A 12,881-nucleotide genomic window follows, 5' to 3' on the forward strand; every position below is an offset into this window, starting at 1 on the left:
GCGCGTGGCAGGACCTGAGTGCACTCTAGGCACGCAGACTGAGGTGAATGTGAGGGAAGAGTTAGGCGCGCGTGAGCGGTGCACTTTTTCCTGAAACTTTGGACCGCAGGTGCCTCGCGTGCCGGCAGGCCTCCGCTACGCCGGCAGCACAGGCAGATGCACGCGCGCCATCAGCCCCGGCCCACCGGTGCGATTGCGCAGCTCGATGCGCAGGCCATGCCGCTCGGCCGCCGTGCGCGCAATCGCCAGCCCCAGCCCGCTGCCGCCGGCCACTGCGCCGGGCACGCGGAAGAAGCGATCGAACACGCGGCCGATGGCGGCCTGCGGAATACCGGGGCCGTTGTCGAGCACGTCGACCACCGCGTGGCCCTCGACCTCGTGCAGCTTCACGTCGACCACGCCGCCTTCGGGCGCGTAGCGCAGCGCGTTGTCGATGAGGTTGTCGAACACGCTGCGCAGCTCGGCCGCGGGCGCGAACACCACCGCGGCAATGCTGCCTTCGAAGCCGATGTCCACGCGCCGCGCATCGGCCAGCACCATCAGCTGGCTCACGCTCTCGCGCAGCAGCACTTCGATGTCGACGCGCTCGCGCGCATTGCCGAGGCTCTGCGGCGCGTCCTGCCGCGAGAGATGCAGCAATTGCTCGATCAGGTGCTGCGCGCGCGTGACGCCGGCCTCGAGCTGGTTGAAACGCTCGGTGGCCTCGCCGGCCGGTACGTGCGCGCGCAGGTTCTCGATCTGCAGGCCGATGGCGGCCATCGGCGTGCGCAGCTCGTGGGCCGCGTCCTGCACGAAGCGCCGCTGCGTGGCGAAGGCATTGCGCACGCGCGTCAGCAGGTTGTTGAAGGCGCCCACCAGCGGCGCGATTTCGTCGGGCACGCGTGCGAGCGACAGTTCGGTGGGGCTGCGCTCGTCCTGCGAGGCCACGTCGCGCGCCACCGCGCGCAGCGAGCGCGAGGCCGCCGACACGATGATCCACAGGATCAGCAGCGCCAGCGGCAGCAGCAGCGCGATAGGCAGGCCTTCGAACATTGCGCGGCGCAGGGCGCGGCGGCGGCGGTAGTCCTCGTTCTGCAGCACCTGTACGCGCGGCTGGTCGGCACGCGGGCCGGGCTTGGCGGTGAACACGCGCCAGTCGGAACCCGCATGCGTGCCCGTGTTCACGTCGCTGAAGCCGGGTTGGGGTTGCAGTGGCACCGTCAGTACGGGCCATGAGGTGGCGCGCAGCGTCTGGCCGTCGGCACTCCAGATCTGCACGATGAAAGCGCCGCGCGAGAAGGCGGCCTCGCCGTCCATCGGGTGCGGCAGCTTCTGCGGATCGCTGCCTTCGTACGACTCGGCCACCAGGCGCATCTGGTCGTCCAGCGCGTTGTGCACGAGGTTGCCGTAGGCCTCGAAGGAGAACCACGCCGTGAGCACGGCCGCGCCCAGGTGCAGCGTGATGAGCCACAGCAGCAGTTGCGTGCGCAGCGAACGTGGCCGCCACCAGCGGCCGCCGCTGCGCGGAGCTCCGGTCATGCAGCTACGCGCCAGCCCAGGCCGCGCACGTTGCGGATCGCATCCGCACCGAGCTTGCGGCGCATGCCGTGGATCAGCACGTCGATTGCGTTGCTGGTGACTTCCTCGCCCCAGCCGTAGATGCGGTTTTCGAGCTGCTCGCGCGAAAGAATGGCGCCGGGCCGCTCCAGCAGCGCATGCAGCAGCGCGAACTCGCGCGCAGTGAGCGCCTCGCGCGCGCCGTTGACCACCACTTCGCGCGTGGTGAGATCGAGCTGCAACGAGCCGCTGCCCACCAGCGAATGCGCGGCGCCGTCGCGGCGGCGCACCACGGCGCGCATGCGCGCGAGCAGTTCGCGGAATTCGAAAGGCTTGAGCAGGTAGTCGTCGGCGCCGAGGTCGAGGCTGTGGATGCGGTCGTCGAGGCCGTCGCGCGCGGTGAGTACCAGCACCGGGGTGGCATCGCCGCGCTCGCGGGCGCGGCGCAGCACTTCGGTGCCGTCCTGCTTCGGCAGGCCGAGGTCGAGCAGCACGCAGGTGTAGCCGCCGTCGCCCAGCGCGCTCTGCGCCAGTTCGCCGTCGCGCACCCAGTCCGCGGACCAGCCTGCGCCCTCGAGCGCCTGCTTCAGGCTGCGCCCGATCATTTCATCGTCTTCCACCAGTAGAACGCGCATCGCGGCGACTCCTTCGGCCGCAAGGTAGCACGCGACCGGGATGATCGGAAGTGTCTGCGCCGTGGCGCAGCGTAGAAACGAATACTTAGGGCACGCTTAGACGGCGGGTGCGCCTCGGGGTCATGGCCCGTTCAAGGCAGATGCACGGCATGGCGTTCACCCTCGCCGTCGGAAGCAAAGGCCAGCAGGTCGAGGGCTTCTTTCTCCACACCAGCGCGGTCGGCCTTCGACCAGCGCGTGAACGGCTCCAGCACCATGGTGGCGGCATTCTTCGCGCGCTCGATCTTCCAGACGCCCGCCACGAAGCCGTCGAGCAGCACCGTGCCGCGCACGATGCCGTTGACGGTGAACACGCGGGCACGGTGCGCCTCGCTGAGCACGCGGCTGCGGTCGGCGTGGGAGAGCAGCAGGTTGTCCCACTCGGCCACCAGGCGCGGCGGCGCGGGCGTGTCGGGGTCGGGGCGCGGCGCGCGGGGCAGGTCGAACAGCTCCTGGCCGTCTTCGCCGGTAAACACGCGCAACTGCGGTCGCAAGCGCTCGGCCACGGCCTTCCATCCGGTGAGGCCCGACCAGGCGCCGGCGTCGGCCAGCGTGGCGGGGCCGAAGGCGGCGAGGTAGCGCAGCAGCAGGTCGTCTTGCGTGGCCGGGACAGCATCGATAACGCCCAGCCAATCGTCGAGAGGCTGCAGCAGCGCGCTCTGGTGCGAGTTCCAGGTGCCGGCGGGCGGCAGATGCGCCAGCGGCACGTTGTTGCGGATCAGGCCGGCCAGCGAGGCCGTCTCGCGGCCCTTCCAGCGCAGGCCGAGAGCCTGCCCGAGTTCGGCGCTGGTGTGCGGCCGTTCGGCGAGCAGTGCACGCCCCGCCTCGACCACCGCCGCACGGTCGATGCCGTCGAGCGCCTTCTTGTGATTGCCCAGCAGGCCACGCCGGTGCACGGGCTCCAGCAGCGGACGCCACGCCAGCGCGTCGCTCGCGGTCATCAGGTGCAGGGTCGCGCGCATCGTCGACATGCGCACGATGCGGCGCTTGCGCAGTGCTTCGGTCAGCTGTTCGCGTTGAAAGCCTTCGAGCCGGCTCCAGAGGCCGATGTAAGGCGGGTTCGGCGCCTGTGCCTGCAGGCCGGCCAGTCGTTCGACGGCTTGCGTCACCGTCAGCCTGCGCCGTGCCAGCAGCATCTGCCGCGCCAGCGTGGCGCGGTTCAGCGCGCGCAGGCTCAGAACTTCTCGTGCGGCCCGAGGTAGCGCCATTGGCCCACTGGCAGGTTGCCGAGCATCACCTTGCCGATGCGCACGCGCTTCAGCCCCACCACCTTCAGGCCGACCAGCTCGCACATGCGACGGATCTGCCGCTTCTTGCCTTCGGTGAGAACGAAGCGCAGCTGCTCGGGGTTCTGCCATTCGACCCGCGCCGGCTTGAGCGGCTGGCCGTCGAGGCTCAGGCCGTGTCGCAGCCTGGCCAGCATGGCCGGTGGAAAGACCGCCTGCACGTTGGTGGTGATGGGGTCGTCGTCGTCCATGCGCACCAGCTGGCCGGTGGGCGCGGGCTGGCCCAGGCCGTGGTACGCCACGCGCACCAGGTATTCCTTCTCCATCACGGAGTCTTCGCCGATGAGCTGGCGCGCGATGCGGCCGTCCTGCGTCATCACCAGCAGGCCGATTGAGTCGATGTCGAGCCGGCCGCATGGCGCCAGGCCGCGCAGCTGCTGAGGGTTGAAGAAGAAGCGCGCGTTGTCTTCCGCCCAGCGGTTCTGCGGCGTGAACAGCGTGACCGCCGGCTCGTGGCCGTCCTCGGCCTGCCCGCTCACGTAGCCGATAGGCTTGTTGATGAGGATGGTGACCTGGTTCGCCTGCTGGCCCTTGGCGGCCTTGTCGATCTCGATGCGGTCGGACGGCGTGACCTTCACGCCCATCTCGGCCGGCTTGCCGTTGACCTTCACCCAGCCATTGGCGATCCAGTCGTCGGCCTCGCGGCGCGAGCACATCTTGAGCTCGGCCATGCGCTTGTTGAGGCGAACGGCATCGGTAGGGGGGGAAGAGGGCTCGGTCATCGGAGGCTTGATCAATGTGCGGCACCGATGCTATCCTGAACGCAAGCGCGAGTTGATCGCGCCCTTTTTGGGGGATTCCCAAGTGAGCACACGCAAGTACCAGTACGCCATCGTCATCGGGCGTTTCCAGCCCGTTCATTTCGGACATCAACGACTCATCGAAGAAGGCCTTCGCGCCGCCGATCGGGTCATCGTGGTGGTCGGCTCCGACCGCAAGCCACGCAGCGTCAAGAACCCCTTTACCTTCGACGAACGCGAACGCATGGTGCGCGCCTGCCTGCGCGGCACCGAGCAGATGCGCGTGAGCGTGGTCGGCGTGGGCGACTCGCCCTACAACGACCAGATCTGGATCGCGTCGATCCAGTCGGCGGTCGAACGGCTCATCGTGCAGGACGGCCATGCACCCGCCAAGGCCAGGGTGGCGCTGGTGGGGCACCTGAAGGACGCATCGAGCTACTACCTCAAGCTCTTTCCGCACTGGGAGTTCGTCGGCCAGAACAGCGTGGAAAGCCTCAACGCCACCGACGTGCGCGGCCTCTACTTCGACCCCGAGAACCGCGGCCAGCTCGCACGCGCCGACCTGCTCGACGGCACCGCGGCCTTTCTCGAACAGTTCACCACCACGGCCGACTACGCGGAGCTCTGCGAAGAGCGCGCCTTCCTTGTCGACTACCGCGACAAGTACCGCTATGCGGGCAGCGACTTTCCGCCGATCTACACCACGGTCGATGCCATCGTGGTCGAGGCCGGCCACATCCTGCTGGTGCAGCGCAAGTTCCATCCCGGCAAGGGCACCTGGGCGCTGCCCGGCGGCTTCGTCGGCCAGCACGAGCGGCTGCAGGACGCGGCCATCCGCGAGCTGAAAGAAGAAACCCGCCTCAAGGTGCCCGTGCCCGTGCTCAACGGCAGCATGAAGGCCAGCCACGTGTTCGACGCGCCAGACCGCTCGCAGCGCGGCCGCACCATCACGCACGGCTTCTTCTTCGAGCTGGCGCACAACCAGTGGACGGGTCTTTCAGACGTGCGAGCCGACGACGACGCGGCCGAGGTGCGATGGGTGCCGATTGCCGAGTTCCTCGACATGCAGGACCACGTCTACGAAGACCACTTCTTCATCGCGAATCATTTTTTGGGTGGCCTGGGCAAGAACTGAACGACCAGGCTTTGTCAGCAAGAACGGCACCTGGTTGACGGGTGCCAACGTGAAAGGAGCTTTCACATGAACCGCAATCTCACCTCCTCGCCCCTGGGCAACAACCTGCTGCTGCGCACCGACTCCTACAAGGTGTCGCACTGGATGCAATATCCACCCGGCACGCAGACGGTGTACAGCTACATCGAGTCGCGCGGCGGCATCTTCAGTCACTCGTTGTTCTTCGGCCTGCAGGCCTATCTGCGTGAATATCTGCAGACGCCGGTGACGCGCGAAGACGTCGAAGAGGCCGCCCTGCTCATGGCCGCGCACGGCGAGCCTTTCAACCGCGAAGGCTGGCTGCGCCTGATCGAGAAGCACGGCGGGCTGATGCCGGTGCGCATCCGCGCGGTGCCCGAAGGCAGCGTGCTGCCGGTGCACAACGTGCTGGCCACCATCGAGAACACCGACCCCGAGTTCTTCTGGGTCACGAGCTTTCTCGAGACCGAGCTGCTGCGCGCCATCTGGTACCCCACCACGGTCGCCACGCTCTCGGCTGCCGCACGCACCACACTGCTGCGGTACCTCGAAGCGACTTGCGACGATCCGCAAGGGCAGATCGCCTTCAGGCTGCACGACTTCGGCGCGCGTGGTGTGTCGAGCCTCGAATCGGCCGCGCTCGGCGGCATGGCCCACCTGGTGAACTTCATGGGCACCGACACGCTGGCCGCGCTGGTGGCCGCGCGCCGGTACTACGACTGCGACGTGGCGGGCTTCTCGATTCCCGCGGCCGAGCACAGCACCATCACGGGCTGGGGCCGCGAGCATGAAGCCGACGCGTACAGCAACATGGTCGAGCAGTTCGGCAAGCCCGGCGCGACCTTTGCGGTGGTGAGCGACAGCTACGACATCTTCAATGCCTGCGCGCGCATCTGGGGCGACGAGCTGAAGGCAAAGGTGGTGGCCTCGGGCGCAACGCTGGTGGTGCGACCCGACTCGGGCGACCCGGCCGAGACCACGCTGAAGGTGGCGCAGATATTGGCCGATCGCTTCGGCACGACGACGAATGCCAAGGGATTTCGGGTACTGAACAACGTGCGCATCATCCAGGGCGACGGTGTGAATCTCGACTCGCTGCGGCTGTGCCTGTCGAACTTCTATCACAACGGTTTCTCGACGGAGAACATCTCCTTCGGCATGGGTGGCGGGCTGCTGCAGCAGGTCAACCGCGACACGATGCAGTGGGCGATGAAGTGCTCGGCCATGCAGGTGAACGGCGAGTGGCGCGACGTGTACAAGTCGCCGGTGGGCGATGTGAGCAAGGCTTCGAAGAAGGGGCGACTCGCACTCGTGCGCGATGCGAATGGCGTCGAGAACACCGTGCGTGAAGAGACGCTTGCGGCAGGTCAGGTCGACCTGCTGCAGACGGTGTTCGAGAACGGGCGCATTGTCGAGAGCACCACGTTCGATGCTGTGCGTGAGCGCGCCGCCATCGGGGTGAACCAGTTCGTTACCTCGCGCGCGCCGCTCTGAGGCTGCTTCGGTCCTTCGGGGCGGGTGCGAATGACACCGGGTACTCCCCTCCGCGAATGTCCCCCGCCTTCGGCTCCTCCTTTATTTCGCTGCGGGGAGCACCCGGTGCCATTCGCACATGAGCGCGGCTGTTGTGCTGGCCGATCAACTACCGCTCTGAACGATCACGTCGATGGGGTGCCCTGCGCAGCGAAATAAAGGGGGAGGCCGCAGGCCGGGGGACATTCGCGGAGCAGGGCACCCCGTCGGCGTGATCGCGCCCCCGGACCCTCAAAGGCCTGTGCCACACGGCATAGCCATAATCCGCCCAGACCGCCGAATCCATGACCAAACTCCTGATCCTCAGCGTGAGCGCCGGCAACGGCCACGTGCGTGCAGCACAGGCGCTTGCCGCCACCGCCCAGTCCCTCGCCCCGCCCTGCACGGCGGTCCACATCGACGCGATGGCCCATGTGGCCAGCGGCTTCCGCAAGGTCTACACCGACTGGTACATCCAGCTCGTGAACCGCGCACCCGAGCTGTGGTCGTACCTGCACCAGCGAACCGACACCACGCCGCACCACGCGCCCTCGCAGCGCCTGCGCCGTGGCATCGAGCGGCTGAGCACCGGCGCGCTGGTGCGCGAAATCCGCCGCGAGAAGCCCGACGCCGTGGTCTGCACGCACTTCCTGCCGGCCGAACTGCTGATGCGCGAGCGCAACCGTGGCCGCATCGAGTATCCCGTGTGGCTGCAGATCACTGACTACGACCTGCACAACATGTGGCTGGTGCCGGGCATGGCAGGCTACCTTGCTGCAACGGAAGAAGTGGCGTTCCGCCTGCGGGCGCGAGGCATTCCTGCTGAGCGCATCCACGTCACCGGCATTCCGGTGATGCCGGCTTTTTCCGAGCCCGATGTGCCGGCGCTGGCGCGCAATGCCTGCGCGGCGGAACTAGGCCTCGATCCTTCGCGCCCCGTGCTGCTGATGGCCTCGGGCGGTGCCGGCGTCGGTGATCTGCCCAGCATGGTCGAGCGCGTGCTCGGCCTGGGTGGCCATGACGGAAAGGAAGGCAACTTCCAGGTGATCGCCGTCGCGGGCCGCAACGTGGAGGCGCACGGCAAGCTCGAAGCGCTGGCCAGGCGCTATCCGGGCCGCGTGGTGGCCATCGGCTTCACCAACGAAATGCACAAGATGATGGCCGCGTCCGACCTGGTGGTGACCAAGCCCGGCGGCCTCACGGTGTCCGAATGCCTGGCGCTGGGCAAGCCGATGCTGCTGATCTCGCCCATTCCCGGGCAGGAAGAACACAACGCCGGCTTCCTGATGGAAGAAGGCGCCGCCTGGCTGGCTTACGACGCCATCGGCCTCGACTACAAGGTGGCGCGCCTGATGGCCGACCCCGCCAAGCTCGCGACCATGGCTGCGCGCAGCCGAGCGTTGGGCAAGCCGCAGGCGGCGCGCGCGGTGCTGCAACACGTGCTGGGTGCCAAGGCGTGAGCGGCGCCGTCGAAAAGACGAGCGTGGCCCGCACGCTCGGTTATCTCGCCTGGGTGGTCGTCATGGCCTTCTTCTTCGCCAACGCCGAGATCCAGATCGAAGGCGGCGCGGGCTGGGCCACGTCGCTGCCGACCTGGCGCATCGAGAACAGCATCTGGCTCGACATCTTCTGGGGCGGCCGTGCGATGACGGGCTATCACGCCTGGGTGTTCACCTTCATGGCGCTGGTGTTCTTCTCGCCGCTGGCCTTCAACGGGCGCTGGACGTGGCGCGACGTGGGACTGGCGGTAGCGGGCCTCATCGTGTTCTGGGTCTGCGAAGACTTCACCTGGTTCATCATCAACCCGGCCTTCGGCTGGGAGCGCTTCAACCCGGTCGATGCGTTCTGGCACAAGCACTGGATATGGGGTGCGCCGGTCGATTACTGGGGCGGGCTCGCGGTGGCGCTGCTGATCCTTGTCACGCGACACTGGCCGCGCAAGAAATGACGAAGAAAACGAAACACAAGGCAGCAGCGGCGGTAGAAGAAGGCATAGCCGACCCGCGCCCCGGCCACTGGGCCGATCCGCTGGACGCATTGCAAGTCGAGAACCTGCACCGCATCACGCCTACGCTGTACCGCAGCGCGCAGCCGCGGCGCGCCAACATGGCGGCGCTGCAATCGCTGGGCATCCACACGGTGGTGAGCCTGCGCTCCTTCAACGACGACAGGAAGGTGTTCGCGGGCAGCGGCATCCGGCTGGTGCGTGTGCCGATCAACACCTGGTCCATCGACGACGCCAAGGTGCTGCGCGCGCTGCTCGCCATTCGCGAGGCCGAGAAGCACGGCCCGGTGCTCATCCACTGCATGCACGGCGCCGACCGCACCGGCGTGGTCGCGGCGGTGTATCGCATGGCGGTACAAGACTGGGACAAGGACAGCGCGCGCCACGAGATGCTGCGCGGCGGCTACGGTTATCACACGCTATGGCGCAACATTCCGCGCTACATCGAGAGGCTCGACCCGGTGAAGATGCGCCATGCGCTGGCCCATGCCCCGGTGGTGCCCATGGTGTCCTGAAGGCGCCAGCGCCTTTCGTACCCCGCTCCTATACTGGCCGCCCCGTGGCCACAGGCCATCTGCGAACCTTCTGAAAAGGGCTCTTCCGTGGCACTGCAAATCCGCTCCCTCATTCGCGCCAGCGGCGAACTCGAACTCTCGCTGCACGACGACCCGATTCCCGAACCGCAGGCCCACGAAGTGGTGATCCGCGTCGAGGCGTCGCCCCTGAACCCGTCGGACCTGGGCCTGCTGTTCGGTGCGGCCGACATGAGCACCGCCAAGGCCTCCGGCACGGCCGAGCGCCCCGTCGTCACCGCCACCGTGCCCGAGCGTGTGCTTCCCGCGATGGCGGCGCGGCTTGACCAGTCGATGCCGGTCGGCAACGAAGGCGCGGGCGTGGTGGTGAAAGCCGGATCGTCGCCGGCCGCGCAGGCGCTGCTCGGCAAGACCGTGGCAGCCATCGGCGGCGCGATGTACTCGCAGTACCGTTGCCTCGCCGCCGCGCAGTGCCTGGAACTGCCGGACGGCACCAAGCCGGCCGAAGGCGCCTCGTGCTTCGTCAACCCGCTCACGTCGCTCAGCATGGTCGAGACGATGCGCATGGAAGGCCACAAGGCGCTGGTGCACACGGCCGCAGCATCCAACCTGGGCCAGATGCTCAACAAGATCTGCCAGAAGGACGGCATCGCCCTCGTCAACATCGTGCGCAAGCAGGAGCAGGAAGACCTGCTGCGCGGCCTGGGCGCGAAGTACGTGTGCAACGCGACCTCACCCACCTTTCTCGAAGACCTGACGCAGGCGCTGGTCGAAACCGGCGCTACGCTGGCCTTCGACGCCACCGGCGGCGGCAAGCTCGCGGGACAGATCCTCGGCTGCATGGAAGCCGCCATCAACCGCACCGCCAAGGAATACAGCCGCTACGGCTCGACCACGCACAAGCAGGTGTACATCTACGGCGGCCTCGACCGTGCTCCCACGGAGTTCGTGCGCAACTTCGGCATGGCATGGGGCATGGGCGGGTGGCTGCTGTTCCCGTTCCTCGGGAAGCTCGGCGATGCCGGCACGCAGCGTTTGAAGGCGCGTGTCGTTGCGGAACTGAAGACTACGTTTGCCAGCCACTACACGCGTGAGGTGTCGCTGGTCGAGGCGCTGCAGCTCGATGCCATTGGCGTTTATGGGAAGCAGGCTACTGGTGAGAAGTTCTTGTTGAATCCGAACAAGGGTGTTGCGGGCTGAAAGAGTTCTTGACGGGGGCACGCTCACGCCGACGGGGGACATTCGCGGAGGGGAGTACCCGGTGCCATTCGCACGCACCCCGAACACAACGCCCCGAAAGAAGACTGAAATAAAAAAGGGCGGCCCTTCCGGACCGCCCTTTCAAGACCATCAGCTCTTTACAAGCGTGGCCATTTCACCCGCAGGCGCCACTTCGTAGTGATCGAACTGCATCGTGTACTGCGCCCGACCCGAAGACAGCGCGCGCAGGTTGCCGATGTAGCCGAACATCTCCTTCAGCGGCACATGGGCCTCTACGACCGCGGCGTTGCCGCGCACCGTCTGGCCGCGGACCATGCCGCGCCGCCGGTGCAGATCACCGATGCAATCGCCGAGGTAGTCGGCGGGCGTGATGACTTCCACCGCCATCACCGGTTCCAGCACCTGCGGCCCGGCTCTCGCCGCCGCTTCACGGAAGGCTGCGGCAGCCGCCAGCTCGAAAGCCATCGCCGACGAATCGCGCTCGTGATGGCTGCCGTCCACCAGCGTGGCGATGAAGTCCACGCACGGGAAACCGGCGACCACGCCCGATTGCGCGGCACGGCGGATGCCGGCCTCGACCGCAGGAATGAACTCACGCGGAATGACGCCGCCCACCACCTGGCTCTCGAAGGCAATGCCTTCGCCACGCGCACGGGGCGCGAGACGCAGCTTCAGCTCCGCGAACTGACCGGGGCCACCGGTCTGCTTCTTGTGCACATGGTGCACCTCCACTTCTCTTGAAATCGTTTCCCGGTAGGCAACCTGCGGCCGCCCCACCGACACTTCGACGCCGTACTTCGCGCGCAGCTTCTCGATGGATACATCGAGCTGCAACTCGCCCATGCCCGAGAGGATCGTCTGGCCCGATTCGGCGTCCTGCCTCAGTTGCAGGCTCGGGTCTTCCCGCAGCATCGCCTGCAGCGCCTTCGACAGCGCCTGCTGGTCGGCCTGCGCCTTCGGCTCGATCGCGACGTGGATCACCGGCTCGGGCACGCTGATCTCCTCCAGGTGCACCGGATGATTCCGGTCGCACAGCGTGTGACCGGTCAGCGTGTCCTTCAGCCCAACGATGGCAGCGATGTCGCCTGCCACGAGTTCATCGCGCTCGATGCGGTCGTCCGCATGCACTTCGTACAGCCGCGCAGCGCGTTCGATGCGGCCCGTCGTGGCATTGAGCATCGTGTCGCCACGCCGCAGCCTGCCGCTGTAGACACGCACAAACACCATCGCGCCATGGTCGTCGCTGGCGACCTTGAACGCGAGCGCCGCGAACGGCGCCTCCGGATCGCAAGCCATCGCCACTTCACCGGGCTTCGGCAGCCAGTCGACGATCGCGTCGAGCAGAGGTTCCACGCCGCGGTTGCGGTACGCCGAGCCTGCGAGCACGGGCACGAAGGCACTGGACAGCACACCCTTGCGGATGCACGCGCGCAGCACATCGGCCGACGGCTCTTGGCCATTCAGGTAAGCGTTCATTGCCGCTTCGTCCTGTTCGACCGCCAGCGCCACGAGCCGCTCCCGGCAACGCTGTGCTGGTGCCAGCATCTCGGCGGGCACGTCGGCCACACGGTACGGCTGACTCGCATCGTCCTTGTCCCAGACGAGCGCGCGCATGCCAACCAGGTCGACCACACCGCGGAAGTCACCCTCCGCACCGATGGGCAGTTGCACGGCAACGGCCTTCACGCCCAGGCGCTCTTCCATCATCGCGACCACGCGCGGGAAGTCCGCGCCGAGGCGGTCGAGCTTGTTGACGAAGGCGATGCGCGGCACGCGGTACTTGTCCGCGAGGCGCCAGTTCGTCTCGGTCTGCGGCTCCACGCCGGCTACCCCGTCGAACACGACGACCGCACCGTCGAGCACGCGCAGCGAGCGGTTCACTTCGATGTTGAAGTCGATGTGGCCGGGCGTGTCGATCAGGTTGATCTGCGTCGCGTTCCAGTGGACCGTGATGGCCGCGCTGCTGATGGTGATGCCGCGCGTCTGCTCCTGCGGCTCGAAGTCCATGCGGGCCGTACCACGGCTGACGTCGCCGATGCGATGGCTCTCGCCGGCATAGAACAGGATGCGTTCGGTGATCGTGGTCTTGCCCGCATCGACGTGGGCAATGATGCCGATGTTGCGCAGGTTTCTGGGTTTCGGGTTCATAGGACGAATCTCTCTTTTCTTTCGGCCGAAGCTCGCTCTTTCGCGCTCTGCTTCGAAGGCCTGGTTGGCATGC

At 67.1% G+C, this 12,881-nt stretch carries 11 protein-coding genes; 6 read left to right on the forward strand and 5 right to left on the reverse strand.

What is annotated here, in order from left to right; genetic code table 11:
- Positions 1 to 135: 135 nt before the first annotated feature.
- From ACSFCA_RS16665 to ACSFCA_RS16680, 4 genes are all read right to left on the reverse strand, one after another.
- Positions 136 to 1,518 carry a sensor histidine kinase gene (locus ACSFCA_RS16665; RefSeq protein ID WP_435460480.1) on the reverse strand — a complete coding sequence of 461 codons (1,383 nt, stop codon included), beginning with the start codon at positions 1,516 to 1,518 and terminating at the stop codon, positions 136 to 138.
- Complete coding sequence (locus ACSFCA_RS16670) at positions 1,515 to 2,171, reverse strand: response regulator (protein WP_258352440.1); 657 nt, start codon at positions 2,169 to 2,171, stop codon at positions 1,515 to 1,517. The genes ACSFCA_RS16665 and ACSFCA_RS16670 overlap by 4 nt, the downstream gene beginning before the upstream one ends.
- Positions 2,172 to 2,302: 131 nt before the next feature.
- Complete coding sequence (locus ACSFCA_RS16675; RefSeq protein WP_435460479.1) at positions 2,303 to 3,418, reverse strand: winged helix DNA-binding domain-containing protein; 1,116 nt, start codon at positions 3,416 to 3,418, stop codon at positions 2,303 to 2,305.
- On the reverse strand, positions 3,385 to 4,218 hold the full coding sequence (locus ACSFCA_RS16680; protein WP_435460478.1) for a pseudouridine synthase: 834 nt from the start codon (positions 4,216 to 4,218) through the stop codon (positions 3,385 to 3,387). The genes ACSFCA_RS16675 and ACSFCA_RS16680 overlap by 34 nt, the downstream gene beginning before the upstream one ends.
- An 82-nt stretch (positions 4,219 to 4,300) precedes the next feature.
- Here ACSFCA_RS16680 and ACSFCA_RS16685 point away from each other — a divergent pair, with 82 nt between their 5' ends.
- From ACSFCA_RS16685 to ACSFCA_RS16710, 6 genes are all read left to right on the forward strand, one after another.
- Positions 4,301 to 5,371: a bifunctional nicotinamide-nucleotide adenylyltransferase/Nudix hydroxylase gene (locus tag ACSFCA_RS16685; protein ID WP_435460477.1), complete on the forward strand. Its 1,071-nt coding sequence runs from the start codon at positions 4,301 to 4,303 to the stop codon at positions 5,369 to 5,371.
- A 66-nt stretch (positions 5,372 to 5,437) separates the two neighbouring features.
- The gene (locus ACSFCA_RS16690; RefSeq protein WP_435460476.1) at positions 5,438 to 6,883 is read left to right on the forward strand and encodes a nicotinate phosphoribosyltransferase; all 1,446 of its coding nucleotides are present in this window, start codon (positions 5,438 to 5,440) and stop codon (positions 6,881 to 6,883) included.
- A gap of 323 nt (positions 6,884 to 7,206) precedes the next feature.
- Entirely contained in the window at positions 7,207 to 8,361 is a 1,155-nt protein-coding gene (locus ACSFCA_RS16695; RefSeq protein ID WP_435460475.1) for an MGDG synthase family glycosyltransferase, read from the forward strand.
- A complete protein-coding gene (locus ACSFCA_RS16700; protein ID WP_435460474.1) occupies positions 8,358 to 8,849 on the forward strand; it encodes a hypothetical protein in 492 nt (163 codons plus the stop codon). The genes ACSFCA_RS16695 and ACSFCA_RS16700 overlap by 4 nt, the downstream gene beginning before the upstream one ends.
- Positions 8,846 to 9,421: a dual specificity protein phosphatase family protein gene (locus ACSFCA_RS16705; RefSeq protein WP_435460473.1), complete on the forward strand. Its 576-nt coding sequence runs from the start codon at positions 8,846 to 8,848 to the stop codon at positions 9,419 to 9,421. Before ACSFCA_RS16700 ends, ACSFCA_RS16705 begins: the two co-directional genes overlap by 4 nt.
- Positions 9,422 to 9,508: 87 nt before the next feature.
- A complete protein-coding gene (locus tag ACSFCA_RS16710) occupies positions 9,509 to 10,639 on the forward strand; it encodes a zinc-binding dehydrogenase (RefSeq protein ID WP_093080915.1) in 1,131 nt (376 codons plus the stop codon).
- Between the two features lie 150 nt (positions 10,640 to 10,789).
- Here ACSFCA_RS16710 and fusA read toward each other — a convergent pair whose 3' ends face one another.
- Entirely contained in the window at positions 10,790 to 12,808 is a 2,019-nt protein-coding gene (gene fusA, locus ACSFCA_RS16715) for an elongation factor G (RefSeq protein ID WP_435460472.1), read from the reverse strand.
- Positions 12,809 to 12,881 lie beyond the last annotated feature (73 nt).

It is taken from the genome of Variovorax multivorans (assembly GCF_051216835.1).
Taxonomy (GTDB): Bacteria; Pseudomonadota; Gammaproteobacteria; order Burkholderiales; family Burkholderiaceae_C; genus Variovorax.